Origin of the sequence: Arthrobacter sp. Marseille-P9274 (assembly GCF_946892675.1) — a bacterium.
In the GTDB taxonomy this organism is placed as follows: domain Bacteria; phylum Actinomycetota; class Actinomycetes; order Actinomycetales; family Micrococcaceae; genus Crystallibacter.
In genome coordinates this window covers 466,274-487,431 of sequence record NZ_CAMPOV010000001.1, presented here as the reverse complement: position 1 = coordinate 487,431, position 21,158 = coordinate 466,274, and the positions used below count along the sequence as shown (strand labels likewise).

Sequence of the window (21,158 nt, the reverse complement as noted above, 5' to 3'; positions counted from 1 at the left end):
AACCGCCGCCTCCAACGCGGTCATGCCGCGCCGGGGGCGGCGGTTCGTTCTGTCCAGGCACCGGGTTAGGCTGTAGCCAGATCCGGATCGGACCGCCGCCCGGGGCCGGTCAGCACCCGGCCCCGGCGGCCGTGACATGTTCAGGATAGGTGGGTTGGAGTTGTGAAGCTCGAACTTAAGGGAATCACCAAGAAATTCGGTACTTTGGTCGCCAACGACCACATCGACCTCGTGGTCGAGCCCGGCAAGGTCCACACCCTGCTGGGCGAGAACGGGGCCGGCAAATCCACGCTAATGAATGTGCTCTACGGCCTGTACCAGCCGACGGAGGGCCAGATCCTCGTCGACGGCACGCCGGTTTCCTTCGGCGGTCCCGGGGACGCGATGGCGGCCGGGATCGGGATGGTGCACCAGCACTTCATGCTGGTTCCGGTTTTTACCGTCGCGGAGAATATCGCCTTGGGCAACGAGGCGACCAAGGCCGGCGGCCTGCTTAATCTGGACGAAACCCGGGCGAAGATCCGCAGGATCTCGGACGAGTATGGGTTCGATGTGGATCCGGACGCGCTGGTCGAGGACCTGCCGGTCGGCGTCCAGCAGCGGGCCGAGATCATCAAGGCGCTGGTCCGGGACGCCGAGGTGCTGATCCTGGACGAGCCGACGGCGGTGCTGACGCCGAAGGAGACGGACGAACTGCTGGCCATCATGGGCCAGCTGAAGGCGGACGGCAAGGCCATTGTGTTCATCTCGCATAAGCTGCGCGAGGTGAAGGCCGTGTCCGACATCATCACCGTGATCCGCCGCGGCAAGGTCGTCGGCGATGCTGATCCGGACGCGCCGGCGACCGAGCTGGCCTCCCTGATGGTGGGGCGCTCGGTAAGCCTGGCCCTTCAGAAGGCCCCGGCACAGCCCGGCGAGGTCACCTTCCGGATCGATAACCTGACCGTCACCGCCGCCAACGGCCAACGTGCGGTGGACGGCGTCACGCTGCAGATCGCCCGAGGCGAGATCCTCGCCGTCGCCGGTGTCCAAGGCAACGGCCAGACCGAACTGACCGAAGCCATCCTCGGGCTGAAGGAGCACGTGGCCGGCTCCATCACGCTCGACGGCGAGGAACTGGTGGGCCGGAAGGTCAAGGACATCATCAACGCCGGGGTGGGCTTCGTGCCCGAGGACCGCAGCGTCGAGGGCCTGGTGGGCGCGTTCTCGGTAGCCGAGAACATGATCCTGAACCGCTACGACCAGGCTCCCTTCGCCAGGGGCCTGGCCATGAATCCGGCCCGGGTGGCGGAGAACGCCGCGCAGCGCATTGCCGAATTCGATGTGCGCACGCAGTCCGCGGCCGCTGCGGCCGGCACCCTGTCCGGCGGCAACCAGCAGAAGGTCGTCATGGCCCGCGAACTGTCCCGGCCGCTGAAGCTGTTCATTGCCTCTCAGCCCACGCGCGGGGTGGACGTCGGTTCCATCGAGTTCCTGCACCGGCGGATCGTGGCCGAGCGGGACGGCGGCACGCCGGTGATGATCGTCTCTACCGAACTGGACGAAGTGCTGGACCTGGCGGACCGCATCGCGGTCCTCTACCGGGGCCGGCTGATGGGCATCGTGCCCGGGAACACCTCGCGGGACACGCTGGGCCTGATGATGGCCGGCATGTCGGCGGAGGACGCCGAAGCGGCCCGGGCCGATTCGGCAGGGACGGATAGTGCGGGAGGAGACAAATGAGCACGCACAGGCCGGACGACGGCAGGTCGGCAGGAGCCGAGGCCAGATCCGAGGCGATAGCGGAGGAACAACGGCTAGAGGCCGCAGTGGAGACCGACGACGGCCGGATGGCGCCGACGGCCGTGCCGCCCTCGGCGCAGAGCGGCCAGCTGTACCCGGAGCGGGCCGGAACCGAGCCGCTGCTGCAGCGGATCCTGGCCAGCGAGACGATGGTCGCCGTCCTGGCCGTCCTGCTGTCGCTCATCGTCGGCGGCGTGCTGATCGCCCTGACGGATGAGCAGGTAGCTGCCGCCTCCTCGTACTTCTTTGCCCGGCCGGGGGACATGCTGGGGGCGGCCTGGACCGCCGCGTCCCAGGCGTATGCCGCACTGTTCCAAGGCGCCGTCTTCAATTTCGAAGGCGAGACCTTCGCCCGGATGATCTACCCGCTGACCCAGACGCTGACGGTGGCCACACCCCTGATCTGCGCGGGTCTTGGCGTGACGCTGGCCTTCCGCGCCGGGCTGTTCAACATCGGCGCCCAGGGCCAGATCATCATCGGGGCCACGCTGGCCGCGTGGGTCGGTTTCACCTGGCATCTGCCGGTGGGGCTGCACCTGCTGCTGGTGATCCTGGCCGGAATTTTCGGCGGTGCCCTGTGGGGCAGCCTGGTGGGCCTGCTCAAGGCCAGGACGGGTGCGCACGAGGTGATCGTGACGATCATGCTCAATTACATTGCGATCTACCTGGTGGGATACCTGCTCACTACCCCGGGCTTCCAGCGGCCTGGCTCATCCAACCCGATCAGTCCCCAGCTCGATGACACGGCGCTGTACCCGCCGCTGTTCGGCGACGCCTTCCGGCTGCACTGGGGCTTCGTGGTGGCGGTGCTGGCCACGGTCTTCGCCTGGTGGCTGCTCAACCGGTCCACCATCGGCTTCGAGCTGCGCGCCGTCGGGGCGAATCCGATGGCGGCGCGTACCGCCGGCATTGGCGTCACGAAGAGCTACGTGGTGGTCATGCTGGTCGCCGGCGGGCTGGCCGGGCTGGCCGGCGTTGCGCAGGTGGCCGGCACAGAAGGCGTGCTCACCGCGGGGGTGGCCGCCAGCTTCGGTTTCGATGCGATCACCGTCGCGCTGCTGGGACGTTCGACGCCGTGGGGCACCTTCGTTGCCGCCCTGCTGTTTGGCGCCTTCCGCGCCGGAGGCGTCACCATGCAGACCAACACCGGCACCAGCATCGACATCGTCCTGGTGGTGCAGTCGCTGATCGTCCTGTTCATCGCCGCCCCGCCGCTGATCAGGTCCCTTTTCCACCTGCCGGAGCCCGGCGAGGTGCGCCCGGCCAAGACCGGAAAATCCGGAAAAACCGGTTCCCCCGCAGCGACCGGAGGTGCGGTATGAGCACGACGACAGCAACCGTTTCGGACCAGGCCGCTACCAGAAGCACCGTGCGCAACTGGAAGACGCCCATCATTCTGTCCGTGCTGGCCATCGTCGCCCTAGTGGTCTTCGCCCTGGGCGCCCCTGCCAACTCGGTGACCTTCCGGCTGTCCGACCCCTCGGACGCCGTGGTGCTGCCTGACCTGGTGCTGTCCGCGCCGGTGACGGGCTGGATCTGCGCCCTGCTGATGCTTGCCGCCGCGGTGCTTTCCATCCTCGAAGTCCGGGCCGGCCGGCGGGTACCCGGCTGGCTGGTGGCGGTCTTTGCGGTGCTCTTCGTGGTGGGCTTCCTGACCTGGGTGGTCGGCAGCGCCACTACACCGAACGTGGCCCTGTACGGCTTGCTGGCCGGTTCCGTCACGCTGGCGGTGCCGCTGATTTTCGGTTCGCTCTCCGGCGTGCTGTGCGAACGCTCCGGGGTGGTGAACATCGCGATCGAAGGCCAGCTGCTGTTCGGCGCGTTCGCGGCGGCCGTGGCCGGCTCGCTCTCCGGCAGCGCCGTGGTTGGCCTGCTGGCGGCCGCCGTGGCCGGGGTGCTGGTCTCGCTGGTGCTGGCGGTGTTCAGCATCAACTACATCGTCAACCAGGTGATCGTCGGCGTGGTCCTGAACGTGCTGGTCTCGGGCTTGACCGGCTTCCTGTTCTCCACGGTGCTCAGTGCCGATGCGGAGACCTGGAATTCGCCGCCGCGGCTGCCGGTGCTGCCGATCCCGTTCCTGTCCGAGATCCCGGTCATCGGCCCGATCCTGTTCCGCCAGACCATCGTCGGCTACCTGATGTACGTAGCCGTGGCAGTGATCTACGTGGGGCTGTTCTACACCAAGTGGGGCCTGCGCACCCGCGCCGTGGGGGAGCATCCCAAGGCTGCGGACACACTTGGGGTCCAGGTCAACCGGATGCGCTTCACCAACGTGCTGCTGGCCGGTGTGGTGGCGGGCATCGGCGGATCCTTCTTCACCCTGGTCTCCGTCTCGGGCTTCGGCCGGGACATGACCGCGGGCCAGGGGTACATCGCCCTGGCCGCGCTGATCTTCGGCCGCTGGAATCCGATCGGCGCGTTCTTCGCGGCGCTGCTGTTCGGCTTCGCCACCAACCTGCAGTACGTGCTCAGCTTCCTGGGCACCCCGGTGCCGAACGAGTTCCTGGCGATGCTGCCGTACGTGGTGACAATCTTTGCCGTAGCCGGGCTGGTGGGCAGATCCCGGGCGCCGGCCGCGAGCGGCATCCCGTACATCAAGGGCTGACAGAGGGAGCTGTATGGACACCGTCAATACCGGCCGCAACACAGGGCCGGACGTCGACTGGGACGCGTTGCTGCACGCGGCGCGGGCGGCCATGGCCCGGGCCTACGTGCCCTACTCGAAGTACCCGGTCGGGGCTGCCGCGCTGACCGAGGACGGCCGCATCGTCTCCGGCTGCAACATCGAAAACGCCTCCTACGGCCTCACACTGTGCGCGGAGTGCTCGCTGGTCAGCCAGCTGCACATGACCGGCGGCGGCCGGCTGGCGGCCTTCAGCTGCGTCGACGGCGAAGGCAACGTGCTGATGCCGTGCGGCCGCTGCCGCCAGCTGCTGTACGAATTCCGCGCCCCCGGCATGGTGCTGCTGACCGTGTCCGGCGTGCGGACCATGGACGAAGTGCTGCCGGACGCGTTCGGACCAGAGAACCTCACCTGAGAAGGAGCCAGAGCCAATGACCGAGAACTTCGACGCCGTCGACATCATCCGGATCAAGCGGGACAAGGGCACGCTCACCGCGGAGCAGATCGACTGGACCATCGACGCCTACACGCGCGGCGTCATCGCGGACGAGCAGATGTCCGCGCTGAACATGGCCATCCTGCTCAACGGGATGGACCGGGCGGAGATCTCGCGGTGGACGACGGCGATGATCGCCTCCGGGGAGCGGATGGACTTCTCCTCGCTCGGCAAGGCGACGGCGGACAAGCATTCCACCGGCGGGGTGGGGGACAAGATCACGCTGCCGCTGGCCCCGCTCGTCGCGGTTTTCGGCGTCGCCGTCCCGCAGCTCTCCGGCCGCGGACTCGGACACACCGGCGGCACGCTGGACAAGCTGGAGTCCATCCCCGGCTGGCGCGCCGACCTGACCAACGATGAGCTGATGGCCCAGCTGGCGGACGTCGGGGCGGTCATCTGCGCCGCCGGGGCCGGGCTCGCTCCGGCGGACAAGAAGCTCTACGCGCTGCGCGACGTCACCGGCACCGTGGAAGCAATCCCGCTGATCGCCTCGTCGATCATGAGCAAGAAGATCGCCGAGGGCACCGGGGCGCTCGTGCTGGACGTCAAGGTCGGCTCCGGTGCTTTCATGAAGGACGAGGACAGCGCCCGCGAGCTGGCCGAGACCATGGTCGCGCTGGGCCAGGACGCCGGGGTCACTACCGTCGCCCTCCTGACCAACATGGCCACCCCGCTCGGCCTGACCGCCGGCAACGCGATCGAAGTCGAGGAAGCCGTGGAAGTGCTGGCCGGCGGCGGGCCCGAGGACGTCGTGGAGCTGACCGTACGGCTCGCCGAGGAGATGCTCCAGGCCGCCGGGGTTTCCGACGCGGATCCGGCCGCCGCGCTGAAGGACGGGCGCGCCATGGATGCCTGGAATGCTATGATCGCCGCGCAGGGCGGAGACCCGAAGGCCAAGCTGCCCGAGGCGAAGCACTCCGACGTCGTTTATGCCCCGGCGGACGGGGTGCTGCTGGAACTGGACGCCCTCTCCGTTGGCGTCGCCGCCTGGCGGCTGGGAGCCGGCCGGGCCCGCAAGGAGCACCCGGTCCAGGCGGGCGCAGGAGTCCGCCTGCACGCCAAGCCGGGCGCCGTCGTCCGCGCCGGCGAGCCGCTCATGACCCTGCTGACCGACACCCCGGAAAAGTTCGACCGCGCCCGCGAGGCCCTGGCGGAAGCCGTCCTGATCGCTCCCGAGGGGGACCGGCCGGCCCAGCAGCTGATCATCGACCGGATCTCCTGAAACCTCAGGTCCGGATCAGGGCGACACCCGATGGCGGCACTAATTCAGATGTGAAACCGTTGGTATTACCGACCAGCGGATAGGACTTTCTCGTGCAGGCTTTTATGGACGCGCTCAACGTCTTCATCATCGATGCGGCGGCCCAGTGGTGGGTCTATCCGGTGCTCCTCGTCTGCTGCTTCGTCGACGGCTTCTTTCCCCCGATCCCGAGCGAATCCGTGGTTGTCGCCCTCGCGGCGCTGGCGGTGTCCTCCGGCGCCCCGATCCTCTGGCTCGTCGCATTGGTGGCCGCCGCGGGTGCCATTGCGGGAGACAACGTCGCCTTCCTGATCGGCCGCAAGGTCGGCACCCGGGGCTTCCGCTGGATGCATCGGCCGCGCGTGATGTCGGCCTTCGCCTGGGCCCGCAAGGAGCTGGACCGCCGCGGCGCGCTGCTGATCCTCAGCGCCCGCTACATCCCGGTCGGCCGCGTCGCCGTCAACATGACGGCGGGAGCCACCGGGTTCGACCAGCGCAAATTCGTCTTCTTCAGCGTCATCGCCGGCATCTCCTGGTCCGCCTATTCGGTCGCCATCGGCGCGCTGGCCGGCCAGTGGTTCCATGACCACAGCCTCGTCGCCGCCGGCATCGCCATCGTGCTCGCCTTGCTGCTTGGCTTGCTGGTGGACCATGGACTGAAACTGGCCTACCGCCATCGTGCCCGCAAGGCCCGGCGGGCGGCCGAAGCCGCCGCGGCGGAACGCGGCGGCCAGGCGAGCGACCTGCCCGGGGACACCCGCGAGGATGCCTCCGCGGCGTAGCCGCTTGCCGCAGGGAGGTTCCCGGGCCGGGGCCGTCGCGTATGGTGGTGCCTGTGACTGAGCCTAACTTCTCTGCCGAACCTGCCTCCGACGTCGATATCGACATCCGCAGCCTGCCCAAGGTCTCGCTGCACGACCACCTGGACGGCGGGCTGCGGCCGGCCACCATCATCGAACTGGCCGCCGAAGCCGGGCACCAACTGCCGTCGACGGACCCGGTGGCGCTGGGCGAGTGGTTCCTCGAGTCGGCTGATTCGGGGTCGCTGGAGCGCTACCTCGAGACGTTCGACCACACCGTGGCCGTCATGCAGACGAAGGAGGGCCTGTTCCGGGTCGCCAAGGAGTTCGTGGAGGACCTCGCGGACGACGGCGTGGTGTACGGCGAGGTGCGCTGGGCGCCGGAGCAGCACCTGGCCAAGGGGCTCACGCTGGACGAGGCCGTCGAGGCCGTGCAGTCCGGGCTGGAAGCCGGCGTTGCGGCCGTGGAAGCGACCGGCCGGCCGATCCAGGTGGGCCAGCTGATCACCGCCATGCGCCACGCGGACCGCGGCCAGGAAATCGCCGAGCTGGCGGTCCGGCACCGCGACAAGGGCGCGGTGGGCTTCGACATCGCCGGGGCCGAGGACGGCTTCCCGCCCTACCGCTTCAAGGACGCCTTCACCTACCTGGCCGAGAACCAGTTCCCGGTCACCGTCCACGCCGGCGAAGCCGCCGGGCTGGACAGCATCGTCGACGCGCTGGTCAGCGGCCGCGCGCTGCGCCTCGGCCACGGCGTCCGGATCGCCGAGGACATCCAGATCGACTTCTCCGGCGACAACGGTCCCGAGGACGAGGCCGAGGTCGGCCTGGTCACCCTCGGACGCGTGGCGGCGTGGGTCCGCGACCGGGGCATCCCGCTCGAGTGCAGCCCGTCGTCGAACCTGCAGACCGGCGCCATCTCGGTGTTCGGCGAGGGAATCGAGAGCCATCCGTTCGATCTGCTGTACCAGACCGGCTTCAAGGTCACCATCAATCCGGACAACCGGCTGATGAGCGGCGTGAGCCTGTCGGACGAGTACGAGCTGCTCGTGGAGACGTTCGACTACGACCTCGACGACCTCCTCCAGCTGACGCTCAACGCCGCGGAGTCCGCGTTCCTGCCGCTGGAGGAGCGCGAGGCGCTGGTCGAGTACATCGCCGAGGGATTCCGTGCGGCCCAGGGCTGACGCCTGCCATGGGCGGAGGGCCAACGGGTGGAGGGCCGACGGCGGTGGCCCGGCTCGTGGAGGTCGTGGCGCAGCTGCGCGAACACTGCCTGTGGACCGCGGCCCTGACGCACGAATCGCTGGTGGAGTACCTGGTCGAGGAATCCTACGAGCTGGCCGAGGCGATCGAGACGGGCCACACCCGTGCGGAGGACGCCGAGGAGCTCAAGGGCGAACTGGCCGACGTCCTCTTCCAGGTGCTGCTGCACGCCCGGATCCAGGAGGAGCGCGGGACGTTCGATTTCGACGAGGTCGCGCGGTTCCTCACTGGCAAGCTGGTCCGCCGCAACCGGCATGTGTTCCGGCCTGACGGGACCCTGCAGGATTCGTTCCCGGCCACGGTGGAGGAGATCGTGGCCGGTTACGATGCCGCGAAGGCGGCGGAGAAGCCCGGGCGCAGCACGCCGTTCGACGGCATTCCACGTTCCCTTCCGGCGCTGACGCTTGCGGCGAAGTCGCTGGACCGTGCCGCGCGGGCCAGGATCGCGGGAGCGGAGGGAACCGACAGTCCCGCGACCACGCCCCCCGCCGAAGCCGCCGCCCCCGTAACGGAAGACGACATCGGGAACCTGTTGTTCGACGTCGTACGCCACGCCGTGACGAACGGGGTGGACGCCGAGCAGGCGCTGCGTGCGGCGGTGAGGCGGTTTCAACGCGACGTAACGGGCCCGTGAGGGACCGGCGTTCTCGACTACGCTTAGAACGACAGTGCTGCCGCTAACGGCTGTCGTGACGAGATCCAACTTTTCGTTCCCTCTTGAGTTCCAACGAACAGGAGCAAATCAATGGCGCTAATCGATGCCATCCATGCGCGCGAGATCCTCGATTCCCGCGGTAACCCCACGGTCGAGGTCGAGGTGCTGCTTTCGGACGGCTCCATGGGCCGTGCCGCAGTGCCCTCCGGTGCCTCCACCGGTGCATTCGAAGCGGTGGAACGCCGCGACGGCATCAAGGACCGCTACCTGGGCAAGGGCGTCAGCGAGGCCGTCAACGCCGTCATCGACACCATCCAGCCGGCGCTGCTGGGCATCGACGCCACGGACCAGCGCCTGATCGACCAGACCATGATCGACCTGGACGGGACGTCGAACAAGTCGAACCTGGGCGCCAATGCCATCCTGGGCGTTTCGCTGGCCGTCGCCAACGCCGCGGCCGAGTCCTCGAACCTGCCGCTGTACAAGTACCTCGGCGGACCGAACGCGCACGTGCTGCCGGTGCCGCTGATGAACATCCTGAACGGTGGCTCGCACGCCGATTCCGACGTGGACATCCAGGAATTCATGATTGCGCCGATCGGTGCCGCCACCTTCTCCGAGGGCCTGCGCTGGGGCGTCGAGGTCTACCACACCCTCAAGTCGGTGCTGAACGAGAAGGGCCTGTCCACCGGACTGGGCGACGAGGGCGGCTTCGCCCCGAACCTGCCCAGCAACCGCGCCGCGCTGGACCTGATCTCCGAGGCCATCTCCCGCGCCGGCTACACCCCGGGCAAGGACATCGCGCTGGCGCTCGATGTCGCCTCCTCCGAGTTCTACAAGGACGGCGGCTACCAGTTCGAGGGCAAGTCCCTGAGCGCCGCGGAGATGAGCGAGTACTACGCCCAGCTCGTGGCCGACTACCCGCTGGTCTCCATCGAGGACCCGCTGGACGAGTCCGACTGGGAGGGCTGGGCGAAGCTGACCGCGGACCTGGGCGACAAGGTCCAGCTGGTCGGCGACGACCTGTTCGTCACCAACCCGGAGCGCCTGCAGCAGGGCATCGACTCCAAGACCGCCAACTCGCTCCTGGTGAAGGTCAACCAGATCGGTTCGCTGACCGAGACCCTCGAGGCCGTGGCCCTGGCCCAGCGCAGCGGCTACACCACCATCACCTCGCACCGCTCCGGCGAAACCGAGGACACCACGATCGCCGATATTGCCGTCGCCACCAACGCCGGCCAGATCAAGACCGGTGCCCCGGCCCGCTCCGAGCGCGTGGCCAAGTACAACCAGCTGCTGCGCATCGAGGAAGAGCTCGACGACGCGGCACGCTACGCCGGTGCCTCGGCTTTCCCGCGTTTCAAAGCCTGAACCGCCGCAGGACTGGGTATCGTCTTAAGGACGGCGCCGCGAAGAGGCGCTGACCTAGACGGAAGTCCCAAGGAGTTGCATGTCCACCCGACGTCCCAAAGTGCCGCGGGCCGCCCGTCCGGCCGGAGGCAACGGGTCCGGACCACACGGTCCGGACCACGGGGCGTCGGGTGACGGCGTTTCCGGGGGAAAGGTGATCCGCGCCGACTTCAACGGCGGCAAGGACCCTGCTCCGGAAAGGCCTGTGTCGGAAAGGCATCCGGCGCCAGGGAGGGCCGCGCGGCCGCCGGCCGAAAGAGCAAAGCCCACGCCGTCCGAGGCGCGGGCCGCCGAGCGGCAGGAACTTTCGGAGGCCATCCGGCAGCCGGGCGGGAAGCGGCCTTCGTCCCCGGAACCGAAGTTCCTGGAACTGCACGACGACAACGCCGCACCGGTCCCCGCGAAGGCGTTCTCCGGCCGCATGCTGGCGCTGGCCGTGGTGCTGGTGACCATCACCGTCCTGCTGGCCCCATCGGTGCGCGTTTTCATCGAGCAGCGCTCCGAGATCGCCGCGCTGCAGCAGGACATCAGCACCGAGCAGGAACGCCAGGACAAGCTGGAGCGGGAGCTGGCCCGCTGGGACGACCCGGCCTACATCAAACAGCAGGCGCGGGATCGCATATTCTATGTAATGCCGGGTGAAACCCGCTACCTGGTGACCGGCGCCGAAGGCCTGGGCGATTCCGAAGAGCACGCCTCCGAGGCGGCTCCGGCCAAACTGCCGTGGGTGGACGCCCTGTGGGACTCGGTCAAACGCGCGGCCACGGACAAGCCGGCCCAGGACTAGCCCGCCCGCGCCGCCGCATCGCCTATCGAAGCGCGACCAGTCTTCGACAAGAACCATTTGGAAGGACCCCCGCGCCATGGATACCGCCCAGCGCACGCCCACTCCGGCGGACCTCGAAACCATCAGCCGGCAACTGGGGCGTCCCGCCCGCGACGTCGTGGAAATCGGGGCGCGCTGCATCTGCGGCAACCCGCTGGTTGCGACCACGGCGCCGCGGCTGGGCAACGGGATCCCGTTTCCGACCACGTTCTACCTGACCCACCCCGTCATCACCTCGGCGGTCTCCCGGCTGGAGGCCGCGGGCGTCATGACGGAGATGACGGAGCGGCTGGAGCGGGACGAGCAGCTCGCGGCCGCTTATCGGCGCGCCCATGACGCGTACCTGCGCAGCCGGGACGAGATCGGGCAGCGCACCGGCGTCGGCGCGGTGCCCGAAATCGCGGGCGTCTCCGCCGGCGGGATGCCGTCCCGGGTCAAATGCCTGCACGTGCTGGTCGGGCACTCGCTCGCCGCCGGCCGGGGCGTGAACCCCCTCGGGGACGAGGCTCTCGACGGCATCGCCGAATGGTGGACCACGGACCGCTGCTACTGCGGCGGCGCCTGGGACGAATCCGGGCCTGTCCCTGACCGGGACCTGAGCCGGCACACCAAGACACAGGGGCTCAGCCCCGAGGAACTCGAAGCCAAGCGCGCCGAACGCCGTGCCGCCCGGGAAGCCGGGCAGGACGCAGGGGAAGAAGGACTGTCATGAGGGTCGGAGCCATCGACTGCGGAACCAATTCCATCCGCCTGCTGATTGCGGACGTTGACGACGGCGGACGCCTCACCGACGTGGTTCGCACCATGAAGGTGGTGCGGCTGGGCCAGGGCGTGGACGCAACGGGAATACTGGCGGACGAGGCGCTGGCCCGAACGTTCGCCGCGGCCGAGGAGTATGCCGGCCAGCTGCGCGGACACGGCGCTGAGAGCCTGCGCTTCGTGGCGACGTCGGCCACGCGGGACGCCGGCAACCGCCAGGTCTTCGTGGACGGCATCCGCGACCGGCTCGGAGTCGAGCCGGAGGTCATCAGCGGCGGGGAAGAGGCGGAGCTGTCCTTCACCGGCGCAGCCAGCGCCTTGTCTGCGCACCCGGACGAGCGGATCTTGGTCGTGGACCTTGGCGGGGGCAGCACCGAGTTCGTCCTCGGTAACGGGTCCGGCGTCCTGGCCGCGCGCAGCACCGACATGGGCTGCGTCCGGTTCACCGAGCGGCACCTCGTGACCGATCCTCCCTCGGCGGCCGAGATCGAGGCCGCCGAGAAGGAGATCAACGCCTACATCGACGAGGTGCTCCGCGACGTGCCGCTGGGGGATGCCGACCGGCTGGTGGGCGTCGCCGGATCCATCACCACGGTGACCGCGCACGCGATGGGCCTGGCCGAGTACCAGCCGGACGCCATCCACGGCACGGCCCTGGACGCCGCCAAGACCAGGGCGGCCTGCACCTCGCTGCTGCGGATGAGCCGCGCCGAACGGGCTGCCCTGCCTTATATGCACCCGGGGCGCGTCGACGTCATCGGCGCCGGCGCCCTCATTTGGCGCACCATCAACGACCGGGTTGGAGAGCTGACCTCGGGCCGGGTCGACGGCGCGACCGCCAGCGAACACGATATCCTCGATGGCATTGCCCTGAGCGCCGCCCGGCCGCGCTCCGAGGCCAACTAGCCGAAACCGGAAATCCGTAAAGTGGGAGAGATGGACGACAAGCAGCCGCGAGCCGCACGCCGGAACCGCCGGCCCGGGCCGGCCACCATGCGGCGCACTGCCCGCACCCTCGTGCTGTCCATGGTCTCCGTGCTGGCCCTGGCCGGCGGCGCCGTGTTCGCCCCGGCCGCCGTCGCGGACGAGCACCGGGAGAAGGAATACTGGCTGGATTCCTCCGGCATCCGGGACGCCTGGAAAACCTCGCAGGGGGAGGGCGTCAAGGTCGCCGTGATCGACAGCGGCATCGATGCAAAGCACCCGGACCTGAAGGGCGCGGTGGTCGGCGGCGCGGACGTCTCCGGGGCGGGAGACCCGAACGGCCAGAGCGGCATCGGCCAGACGCCTGAGCACGGCACGCTCGTCGCGACCCTGCTGGCCGGACGCGGCCACGCATCGGACAAAGAAAAGCAGGACGACAAGAAGCCGGCGAGCGGCGTCGGCGCCGGATCCGACGGTGTCATCGGTGTCGCGCCCAAGGCGGAGCTGCTCGCCGTGTCCACCTGGCTTGGCTCGCCGAACCCCGGCGGCGTAGGCATCGAGGAACAGATTCCGGCCGCCGTACGCTGGGCCGTCGACAGCGGCGCGAAGGTCATCAACATGTCGCTGACCAGCTCCACGACCTCCTGGCCCGAAAGCTGGGACGACGCCTTCCTCTATGCGGAACAGAACGACGTCGTTATTGTCGCCGCCGCGGGCAACCGGGCCGGCGGGACCGAGCAGTCCGGTGCCCCGGCCACGATTCCCGGCGTGCTGACCGTCGCCGGCCTCAGCCGCGACGGCAAGGCCAGCGAGAAGGCATCCGCGCAGAGCATCGTCATCGGCGTCGCCGCCCCCGCGGAGGACCTGATCGGCGGCATGCCCGGCGGACAGTACGCGGACTGGTCCGGCACCTCCGGCGCCACGCCGCTGGTCTCCGGCGTCGCTGCCCTGATCCGGTCAAAGTATCCGCAGATGAGCGCCGGGGAGGTCATCAACCGGATCATTTCCACCGCGTCCGACGCCGGTGTTCCCGGCCACGACCCCATCTACGGCTTCGGCATCCTCGACGCTGAGGCCGCCCTGAACGCGGACGTGCCCGAGGCGGGCGCCAATCCGCTGGGATCAATCGCCCAGTGGATCACCATCCACCGCAGGGGCGAAGTCGCTCCGCCCAGCGAGGTGCCCGTGAACAAGAACGTCAAGGAAGAGCCTGCCGTTCCCGAGCCCACCACACCCGCGGCCGAGGAACCCAGGCTGGAGGGCGACGTGCTGCCCGGCATCCTCGTGGTCGGGTCCGGTGTCCTCCTGTTGGTGATCGTGGGCCTGGGCGTCCAGCAGACCTTCCGCGCGCGCAAGCAGTCCGGCGCCGGAACGGGCTCGGCGGACCGAAAGCCAGAGGGGCCCGCCAACCCATCCGGCCGCTGAGGGCGGACTCCGGCAAGGCCGGAAAAGCGCGCCCGGGCGGGCTAAAGGATGCGGCTGCATGAGTTCGTGAAAACTTTCACAATTGAGGCTACACTGGTGTCATGGCATACACTCCTGCGCTCTCAGACCGTCCCCGCGTCCTGGTCGTCGGCGGCGGCTACGTCGGCCTTTACGTGGCTCTCAAACTCCAGAAGAAGGTCCGGGAACACGGCGGGATCGTGACCCTGGTGGACCCGCTGCCGTACATGACCTACCAGCCGTTCCTGCCCGAGGTCGCGGCCGGATCCATCGAATCCCGCCATGCCGTGGTCTCTCACCGCATGCACCTGAAGCAGACCGAGGTCATCACCGGCCGCGTCACCTCGATCGACCACGCCAATAAGACCGCCACGGTCGATTCCGAAGACGGCGTGACTTTCGAGCTGCCGTACCGCGACGTCGTGATCGCCGCCGGCGCCGTGACCCGTACGTTCCCGATCCCGGGCCTGGCCGAGCAGGGCATCGGCCTGAAGACCATCGAGGAAGCGCTCGAACTGCGCAACACCGTGTTGGAGCGCATCGAAGCCGGCTCCATCCTGCCGGACGGCCCGGAGAAGAAGCGCGCGCTGACCTTCGTCGGCGTCGGCGGCGGCTTCGCCGGTATCGAGGCGATGACCGAGATCGAGGACATGGCCCGCCATGCCGCCGAGCAGAACCCGCGCCTGAAGCGCTCCGACCTGCGCTTCGTGCTGGTCGAGGCCATGGGCCGGATCATGCCCGAGGTCACCGAGCACCAGGCCGAGTGGGTCGTCGAGCACATGCGCTCGCGCGGCATCGAGGTCCTGCTGAACACCTCGCTCGCCTCCGCCGTGGACGGCAAGCTCGAGCTGATCAACATGCCGGACAAGAGCCCGGCCCAGTCCTTCGAGGCGGACACCCTGCTGTGGACCGCGGGCGTGCAGGCCAACCCGGTGGTGCGCAACTACGGCTTCGCCCTTGACGAGCGCGGACGAGTCAAGGCCAATGCCGAACTGCGTGTCATCGACGATAACGGCCAGCCGGTCGAGGGTGCCTGGACCGCGGGTGACGTGGCGGCCGTACCGGACCTCACCGGCGGCGGCGTCGGCGGCTTCTGCGTCCCGAACGCGCAGCACGCCGTCCGCCAGGCCAAGCACCTGGCCAAGAACATCTACGCCGAGCGCTGGGGCGTGGGCCAGGTGACCGAGTACAAGCACGAGAACCTCGGCGCCGTGGCCGGCTTCGGCATCAACAAGGGCGTAGCCAAGGTGATGGGCATCAAGCTCAAGGGCACCCTGGCCTGGCTGGCGCACCGCGGCTACCACGGCTTCGCCATGCCGACCTGGGAGCGCAAGGTCCGCGTCATCGCCGACTGGTTGCTCAACGCCGTCCTTGGCCGCGACACCACCGAGATCAGCGACCTGGAGACCCCGTACCGGGCGTTCCGGACCGCCGCCACGCCAGCCAAGAAGCCGGCGGCGGCCAAGGCAGAGGACGCGAAGGACGGCCAGAAGGCAGAGGACAAGGCCGGCGCCCAGACGAAGTAGGCGCGCAGGCCGAGTAGCGGTGCCGGATCCGGTCTGCACCGGACCACAACGACGGCGGGACAGAGGTAGCGCAGCAGCGGAACCTTTGGTCCCGCCGTCGGGCGTTAACCGCACGGTGGCACGGCGCGCCCGACGGAAGGAAGTGCGATGACGGTGGAGACGGTGGAACTGCGCAGTGAACGGCCGGAGGACCGGGACGAAGTGCTCCGGCTGACGGGGCGCGCCTTCGACGGTGGCGACGGCCGGGAACCCGTGGAGGTGCATTTGCTCTCCGAACTCTTCGGCTGCGACGAGTACCTGCCGGACCTGTCCATCGTGGCCGTCGCCGGGCGGCCGGGCGGCGGATCCGCGATCGCGGGGCACTCCATCACGACGCGCGGCTGGATCGACGGGCAGCCGGCCCTGGGCCTGGGACCGATCTCGGTCCTGCCCGAATTCCAGGGGCAGGGCATCGGTGCCGCCCTGCTGGAAGAAACCAAAAGCCGCGCCGAGGCCCGTGGCGATTGCGTGATCGTGCTGCTTGGGCACACCGGCTACTATCCGCGCTTCGGCTACCGTCCCGCGGCGGAGCTCGGCATCCAGGCGCCGGACCCGCAGTGGGGCGAGCACTTCATGGCGCTGCGGCTGGCAGGCCGCGAGGTGCCCGCCGGCCCCTTCCGCTACGCCGAGCCCTTTTCCCGCCTCTAACCAGCGCACCCTCCCGGCCCAAGCTCCGGTTTAAGGCTGAAGCTCACGCCCCGGTTCTCGCGGCGGTAGCGCCGCCGTCGTGCTCCGGGGCCCCGATCCAGTACGCTGGATGAAGCCCTTCACACGGGGCCCGCCCCAGTAGCCCAATGGCAGAGGCAAGCGACTTAAAATCGTTTCAGTGTGGGTTCGAGTCCCACCTGGGGTACCAATGGGCCGCCCCTGCAATTCTGAACGGTTTGTTTCCGATCGGTGTCGGCCGCTGTGACGAGCGTTACGAGGATGTAACCCAATAGCCTTATTTTTTGTTGCTTTCTGCACTAGTTTCTTTTCATAATCACCGAATCCATGGTGGTTGCATCGAGGGTTCGCGGACCTTGTGATCGAGGAGAAGACTTTATGACTGCAACACGTAATGCAGTGCTGTTCGGCAACGGTGCGCGTGGCGCCAAGCTGGCGGCGCTTGGCTTGGGGGTAGCCCTCTTCGCATCAGCCTGTGGCGGTTCCGGCACACCCGAGCAGGGAGGCGAGTCGTCGGCGCCGGCCGCCTCGGGCCTGACCTGCCCCGAACCAACGCAGAACGGCGCGGGAGCCAATCGCACCAAGGGCGATCCGTCCGCCGTTCCGGCGAGCAAGGGCTCCACTGACCAGCCCTTGAAACTCGGCACGCTGCTGCCGACCACGGGCACGCTGTCCTACCTTGGTCCGCCCGAAATCGCTGCCACCAACCTGGCCGTGAAGGAGATCAACGCCGCCGGCGGCGTCCTGGGCAAGGACGTGGACATCGTCCACCGTGATTCCGGCGACACGACGACCGACATCGCCACCCAGTCCGTCACCGACCTGCTGGGCCAGGACGTCAGCGCCATCATCGGCGCGGCGTCGTCGAGTGTCTCTTTCAACGTGATCGACCAGGTCACTAACGCCGGGGTGGTGCAGTTCTCGCCGGCCAACACGTCGCCCGACTTCACCGACTACAAGGACAACGGACTCTACTTCCGCACCGCCCCGTCGGACGTCCTGCAGGGCCGGACACTCGGCAGCTACATGATCTCCTGCGGTGCCCAGACCCTCGGCATGATCGTCCTGAACGACCCGTACGGCACCGGCCTGCAGGGCAACGTCAAGGAGTCGTTCGAAGGCGCCGGCGGACAGGTCGTGGCCGAGGAAATGTTCAATACCGGCGACTCGCAGTTCAGCTCGCAGGTGGACGCGGTGGTCGCGGCCAAGCCGGACGCGATCGCGGTGATCACGTTCGACGAGATCAAGAGCATCGCCCCGCTGCTGCTCGCGAAGGGCGTGGCCCCGAATCAGCTGTTCCTGGTGGACGGCAACACGGCTGACCTGAGCAAGGACCTGGATCCGGGCGCGATGGAAGGGGCGCAGGGAACCATCCCGGGCACCTTCGCCAAGGATGACTTCCGGGCGGACCTCAAGACGGTGGACAAGGACCTGAAGGACTACGCGTACGCGGGCGAATCCTACGACGCGACGACGATGATCGCCCTGGCCGCCGAGGCGGCCGGCAGCACCGCGGGCAAGGACATTGCCAAGGAGCTGGAGGGCATCTCGAAGGAAGGCGAGAAGTGCACGGACTTCCCCAGCTGCGTGACCCTGCTGCGCGAAGGCAAGGACATCGACTACGACGGGCTGTCCGGACCGATTACGTTCAGTGACAAGGGCGACCCGACCGAGGCCTACATCGGCATCTACAACTACGACGCCGAGAACGTCCCCCAGCCGGCCCGCGAGGAGTTCGGCAAACTCTAGAGCTTCAGTCCCTCACTCGCACTGAAGCAGGAAGCCCCCGCCAGTCCAAGCACTAGCGGGGGCTTCCTCGTGCCCGGCGTCCGTCCGGGCCCGGCCCCAACGGCAGCACGCGGAACGGCGACCTCCCCGCACCGGGGGAGGCCGCCGTCGTGCGCTGTGGCAGCTGGCCTGCTACGCGGATTCGGCCAAGGTGCCCAGGTAGAGCTGGATGACCTTGGGGTCCTTCAGCAGCTCGCGCCCGGTGCCGGTGTAGGCGTCGCGGCCCTGGTCCAGCACGTAGGCCCGATCGCAGATCTGGAGGCAGCGCCGGGCGTTCTGTTCGACCATGATGACCGAGACGCCGGCCCGGTTGATCTCGTGCACGCGCAGGAAGGTCTCGTCCTGCTTGACGGGGGAGAGGCCAGCGGAGGGCTCGTCCAGCAGCAGCACGGCGGGATCCATCATGAGCGCACGTCCCATGGCAACCATCTGGCGTTCGCCGCCGGAGAGCGACCCGGCGCGCTGCTGGCGGCGCTTGCCCAATTCAGGGAAGATGCCGGTGACGAAGTCGAAGCGTTCCTTGAAGTCCTTCGGTCGCTGGAACATGCCCATCTGCATGTTCTCCTCGATGGTCAGGGTGGCGAAGACGTTGTTGGTCTGGGGTACGAAGCCGATGCCCTGGGAGACCAGCTTGTTGGCCTTGAGGCCGGTGATATCCCGCCCGCGCACGATGACCTTGCCCGAGTGGATCTTGACCAGGCCGAACATCGCCTTCAGCAGCGTTGACTTGCCCGCGCCATTGGGGCCGATGATGCCGATCAGCTCCCCGGGACGTGCCTCGATGCTGCAGCCGTTGAGGATGTTGACGCCCGGCAGGTACCCTGCGACGAGGTCCGTCACCGTGACGACGGCGTTGCCGCCCTCCGGAGTCTGCTGGCTCATGGTGCGTCCTTCCTGTCCCGGCCCTCGTCCGGATCGCGGCCGTCCTGTTCGGTGATTCCGCGGCCGAGGATGCCCTCGTCTGCGGTGCCGACGACGGACTCCTTGTCCTGCGCCAGCTGGTGTTCCAGCACCTCGATGCCCTCGGCCGCCCCCAGGTCCACGTCATGGTGCGCGCCGAGGTAGGCGTCGATCACGGCCTGGTCCTTCATGACCTCTGCCGGCGGGCCCTCGGCCACGATCCTGCCCTCGGCCATGACCACGACCCAGTCGGCGATGTTCCGGACCATGTGCATGTCGTGCTCGACGAAGAGTACCGTCATGCCTTCGGACTTCAGGTTCCGGACGTGGTCCAGCAGCGACTGGGTCAGGGCCGGGTTTACTCCTGCCATCGGCTCGTCCAGCATCACGAGCTTGGGGTCGGCCATCAGGGCCCGGGCCATTTCCAGCAGTTTGCGCTGGCCGCCGGAGAGCGAGGCGGCATAGTCCTCGCGCTTGGTGTCCAGCTTGAACTTTTCCAGCAGCCCGTCCGCGTGACGGGTGATCTCCCGCTCTCGGCCGCCCCAGATGTTCTTGAAGAGCGCCTTGGAGAGCTTCTCGCCCTCCTGCTTAGTGGCCCCGAGGCGCATGTTCTCGATGACCTTGAGCTTGCCCATGACCTTGGTCAGCTGGAAGGTGCGGACCATGCCCATGCGGGACACCTTGTAGGACGGGACGCCGTGCAGCGATGTGCCGTCGAAGGTCCACTCGCCCGAGTTCGGCTGGTCGAAGCCGGTCAGCAGGTTGAAGAACGTGGTTTTGCCCGCGCCGTTGGGGCCGATCAGCGCGGTGATCTTGTGCCGGGGGACCTCCAGGTACTCGACGTCGACGGCGTTGATCCCGCCGAAGGCGCGGGTAACGTTTTTGGCCACCAGGATCGGGTCCCGCTTCCGGCAGCCCGGAGCGGCCGGTTCGGAGGCGATGGGACGCGTGTCGGTCATGTAGTCCACGGCGTCGGTCCGGACGCCGGCAGTTCCGGACTCGTCCGGCGTTGGATTGGCCATGCTCACGAGTACACCAGCTCCTTCTTGTTGCCCAGCAGGCCTTGCGGTCTGAAGATCATCAACAGCATCAGCGCCACACCGACCATGATGTAGCGCAGCTGGCCGGCCTGGGGGATGGAGATGAAAGTAATGTAGCCCGCGCCGATCGCGCCGTACAGCAGGCCCTGGGTCAGCGAGAGCACGACCCAGAACAGCATGGCGCCGACAACCGGCCCGAGCACCGTGGCCGCGCCGCCGAGCAGGAGGCACGTCCACAGGAAGAAGGTCAGCTCGGTGCCGTAGTTGGCCGGCTGGACGGAACTGCGGGGGAGCGTGAACAGGATTCCGGCCAGTGAGCCAAAGACGCCGCCGATGATCAGCGCCTGCATCTTGTAGGAGTAGACATTCTTGCCGAGCGAGCGGACGGCATTCTCGTCCTCGCGGATGCCCTTGAGCACACGGCCCCAGGGGCTGCGGACGAGGAGCCAGACGATGAAGCAGCAGACGGCAACGACCGACCAGGCAACCACGCGGACCCAGAGGTCCCGGGCGCTGAGGGTAATGAAGCCGAGGTTGTACGTTCCCTCGGGGAAGGGATTGAGGGCGTAGAAGCCGCCTGCGAAGCCGTTGAGCCCGCCGGCGGAACCGGTGATATCGGTCAGCTGGTTGGTCGTCACGATGTAGCGAATCACCTCGGCGGCGGCGATTGTCACGATCGAGAGGTAGTCCGCGCGCAGCCGCAGGGTCGGGATGCCCAGCAGGAAGGCGAAGGCAACCGAGCAGGCCAACGCGACCAGGATCGCGGCCCAGAAAGGCGCGTTGAATGTCAGGATGGCAATGGCGAAGCCGTAGGCGCCCATGGCCATGAACCCGGCCTGGCCAAAGTTGAGCAGGCCCGTGTAGCCGAAGTGCAGCGCCAGGCCGAGGGCAGCCAGCGCGTAGGCGGCCGTCGTCGGGCTGATGATTTCGCCGAGTGCACCGCTGAGAATATTGAGAAAGTCCATTCCGAGCCTC

The 21,158-nt window shown here is 68.2% G+C and carries 19 protein-coding genes and 1 tRNA gene; 17 read left to right on the top strand and 3 right to left on the bottom strand.

Features of this window, described 5'->3' with window-relative positions; genetic code table 11:
- Positions 1 to 162: 162 nt before the first annotated feature.
- From OC550_RS02195 to OC550_RS02115, 17 genes are all read left to right on the top strand, one after another.
- Positions 163 to 1,722, top strand: a complete 1,560-nt coding sequence (locus OC550_RS02195; RefSeq protein ID WP_262103667.1) for an ABC transporter ATP-binding protein — start codon at positions 163 to 165, stop codon at positions 1,720 to 1,722.
- Complete coding sequence (locus OC550_RS02190; protein WP_262103666.1) at positions 1,719 to 3,104, top strand: ABC transporter permease; 1,386 nt, start codon at positions 1,719 to 1,721, stop codon at positions 3,102 to 3,104. The genes OC550_RS02195 and OC550_RS02190 overlap by 4 nt, the downstream gene beginning before the upstream one ends.
- A complete protein-coding gene (locus tag OC550_RS02185; RefSeq protein ID WP_262103665.1) occupies positions 3,101 to 4,387 on the top strand; it encodes an ABC transporter permease in 1,287 nt (428 codons plus the stop codon). The genes OC550_RS02190 and OC550_RS02185 overlap by 4 nt, the downstream gene beginning before the upstream one ends.
- A gap of 13 nt (positions 4,388 to 4,400) precedes the next feature.
- Positions 4,401 to 4,820 carry a cytidine deaminase gene (locus tag OC550_RS02180; RefSeq protein WP_262103664.1) on the top strand — a complete coding sequence of 140 codons (420 nt, stop codon included), beginning with the start codon at positions 4,401 to 4,403 and terminating at the stop codon, positions 4,818 to 4,820.
- A 16-nt stretch (positions 4,821 to 4,836) separates the two neighbouring features.
- Positions 4,837 to 6,123, top strand: a complete 1,287-nt coding sequence (locus tag OC550_RS02175; RefSeq protein WP_262103663.1) for a thymidine phosphorylase — start codon at positions 4,837 to 4,839, stop codon at positions 6,121 to 6,123.
- A gap of 92 nt (positions 6,124 to 6,215) precedes the next feature.
- On the top strand, positions 6,216 to 6,923 hold the full coding sequence (locus OC550_RS02170) for a DedA family protein (RefSeq protein ID WP_262103662.1): 708 nt from the start codon (positions 6,216 to 6,218) through the stop codon (positions 6,921 to 6,923).
- A gap of 53 nt (positions 6,924 to 6,976) precedes the next feature.
- Positions 6,977 to 8,128, top strand: coding sequence for an adenosine deaminase (locus OC550_RS02165; RefSeq protein WP_262103661.1), 1,152 nt, complete (start codon positions 6,977 to 6,979; stop codon positions 8,126 to 8,128).
- A 44-nt stretch (positions 8,129 to 8,172) separates the two neighbouring features.
- Positions 8,173 to 8,841 (top strand): MazG nucleotide pyrophosphohydrolase domain-containing protein, encoded by a 669-nt coding sequence (locus OC550_RS02160; RefSeq protein ID WP_306556903.1) that lies wholly within the window; start codon positions 8,173 to 8,175, stop codon positions 8,839 to 8,841.
- Positions 8,842 to 8,952: 111 nt separating this feature from the next.
- Positions 8,953 to 10,233, top strand: a complete 1,281-nt coding sequence (gene eno / locus OC550_RS02155; RefSeq protein WP_262103659.1) for a phosphopyruvate hydratase — start codon at positions 8,953 to 8,955, stop codon at positions 10,231 to 10,233.
- Positions 10,234 to 10,312: 79 nt separating this feature from the next.
- Complete coding sequence (locus tag OC550_RS02150; RefSeq protein WP_262103658.1) at positions 10,313 to 11,059, top strand: septum formation initiator family protein; 747 nt, start codon at positions 10,313 to 10,315, stop codon at positions 11,057 to 11,059.
- Positions 11,060 to 11,135: 76 nt separating this feature from the next.
- Positions 11,136 to 11,810, top strand: coding sequence for a DUF501 domain-containing protein (locus OC550_RS02145; RefSeq protein WP_262103657.1), 675 nt, complete (start codon positions 11,136 to 11,138; stop codon positions 11,808 to 11,810).
- Positions 11,807 to 12,763: a Ppx/GppA phosphatase family protein gene (locus OC550_RS02140; RefSeq protein WP_262103656.1), complete on the top strand. Its 957-nt coding sequence runs from the start codon at positions 11,807 to 11,809 to the stop codon at positions 12,761 to 12,763. Before OC550_RS02145 ends, OC550_RS02140 begins: the two co-directional genes overlap by 4 nt.
- Before the next feature lie 120 nt (positions 12,764 to 12,883).
- Complete coding sequence (locus tag OC550_RS02135) at positions 12,884 to 14,206, top strand: S8 family serine peptidase (RefSeq protein ID WP_262106227.1); 1,323 nt, start codon at positions 12,884 to 12,886, stop codon at positions 14,204 to 14,206.
- 101 nt (positions 14,207 to 14,307) lie between these two features.
- Positions 14,308 to 15,750, top strand: a complete 1,443-nt coding sequence (locus OC550_RS02130; RefSeq protein WP_262103655.1) for an NAD(P)/FAD-dependent oxidoreductase — start codon at positions 14,308 to 14,310, stop codon at positions 15,748 to 15,750.
- A 147-nt stretch (positions 15,751 to 15,897) separates the two neighbouring features.
- Positions 15,898 to 16,437, top strand: a complete 540-nt coding sequence (locus OC550_RS02125) for a GNAT family N-acetyltransferase (RefSeq protein ID WP_262103654.1) — start codon at positions 15,898 to 15,900, stop codon at positions 16,435 to 16,437.
- Positions 16,438 to 16,569: 132 nt separating this feature from the next.
- Positions 16,570 to 16,645, top strand: a tRNA-Leu gene (locus tag OC550_RS02120).
- Between the two features lie 188 nt (positions 16,646 to 16,833).
- Positions 16,834 to 18,204, top strand: coding sequence for an ABC transporter substrate-binding protein (locus tag OC550_RS02115; protein ID WP_262103653.1), 1,371 nt, complete (start codon positions 16,834 to 16,836; stop codon positions 18,202 to 18,204).
- Positions 18,205 to 18,375: 171 nt separating this feature from the next.
- Here OC550_RS02115 and OC550_RS02110 read toward each other — a convergent pair whose 3' ends face one another.
- The 3 genes from OC550_RS02110 to OC550_RS02100 are packed head-to-tail and all read right to left on the bottom strand — an operon-like array spanning position 18,376 to position 21,148.
- On the bottom strand, positions 18,376 to 19,125 hold the full coding sequence (locus OC550_RS02110; protein ID WP_262103652.1) for an ABC transporter ATP-binding protein: 750 nt from the start codon (positions 19,123 to 19,125) through the stop codon (positions 18,376 to 18,378).
- Positions 19,122 to 20,165 carry an ABC transporter ATP-binding protein gene (locus OC550_RS02105; RefSeq protein ID WP_262106226.1) on the bottom strand — a complete coding sequence of 348 codons (1,044 nt, stop codon included), beginning with the start codon at positions 20,163 to 20,165 and terminating at the stop codon, positions 19,122 to 19,124. Before OC550_RS02105 ends, OC550_RS02110 begins: the two co-directional genes overlap by 4 nt.
- A gap of 2 nt (positions 20,166 to 20,167) precedes the next feature.
- Entirely contained in the window at positions 20,168 to 21,148 is a 981-nt protein-coding gene (locus OC550_RS02100) for a branched-chain amino acid ABC transporter permease (protein WP_262103651.1), read from the bottom strand.
- Between the last annotated feature and the right edge of the window lie 10 nt (positions 21,149 to 21,158).

What these genes read in the sequence shown, in the direction of transcription:
- OC550_RS02190 (WP_262103666.1), top strand. Translation starts at nt 1,719, where the DNA reads ATGAGCACGCACAGGCCGGACGACGGCAGGTCGGCAGGAGCCGAGGCC.
- OC550_RS02185 (WP_262103665.1), top strand. Translation starts at nt 3,101, where the DNA reads ATGAGCACGACGACAGCAACCGTTTCGGACCAGGCCGCTACCAGAAGC.
- OC550_RS02180 (WP_262103664.1), top strand. Translation starts at nt 4,401, where the DNA reads ATGGACACCGTCAATACCGGCCGCAACACAGGGCCGGACGTCGACTGG.
- OC550_RS02175 (WP_262103663.1), top strand. Translation starts at nt 4,837, where the DNA reads ATGACCGAGAACTTCGACGCCGTCGACATCATCCGGATCAAGCGGGAC.
- eno (WP_262103659.1), top strand. Translation starts at nt 8,953, where the DNA reads ATGGCGCTAATCGATGCCATCCATGCGCGCGAGATCCTCGATTCCCGC.
- OC550_RS02150 (WP_262103658.1), top strand. Translation starts at nt 10,313, where the DNA reads ATGTCCACCCGACGTCCCAAAGTGCCGCGGGCCGCCCGTCCGGCCGGA.
- OC550_RS02145 (WP_262103657.1), top strand. Translation starts at nt 11,136, where the DNA reads ATGGATACCGCCCAGCGCACGCCCACTCCGGCGGACCTCGAAACCATC.
- OC550_RS02140 (WP_262103656.1), top strand. Translation starts at nt 11,807, where the DNA reads ATGAGGGTCGGAGCCATCGACTGCGGAACCAATTCCATCCGCCTGCTG.
- OC550_RS02135 (WP_262106227.1), top strand. Translation starts at nt 12,884, where the DNA reads ATGGTCTCCGTGCTGGCCCTGGCCGGCGGCGCCGTGTTCGCCCCGGCC.
- OC550_RS02130 (WP_262103655.1), top strand. Translation starts at nt 14,308, where the DNA reads ATGGCATACACTCCTGCGCTCTCAGACCGTCCCCGCGTCCTGGTCGTC.
- OC550_RS02125 (WP_262103654.1), top strand. Translation starts at nt 15,898, where the DNA reads ATGACGGTGGAGACGGTGGAACTGCGCAGTGAACGGCCGGAGGACCGG.
- OC550_RS02115 (WP_262103653.1), top strand. Translation starts at nt 16,834, where the DNA reads ATGACTGCAACACGTAATGCAGTGCTGTTCGGCAACGGTGCGCGTGGC.
- OC550_RS02110 (WP_262103652.1), bottom strand. Translation starts at nt 19,125, where the DNA reads ATGAGCCAGCAGACTCCGGAGGGCGGCAACGCCGTCGTCACGGTGACG.
- OC550_RS02105 (WP_262106226.1), bottom strand. Translation starts at nt 20,165, where the DNA reads ATGGCCAATCCAACGCCGGACGAGTCCGGAACTGCCGGCGTCCGGACC.
- OC550_RS02100 (WP_262103651.1), bottom strand. Translation starts at nt 21,148, where the DNA reads ATGGACTTTCTCAATATTCTCAGCGGTGCACTCGGCGAAATCATCAGC.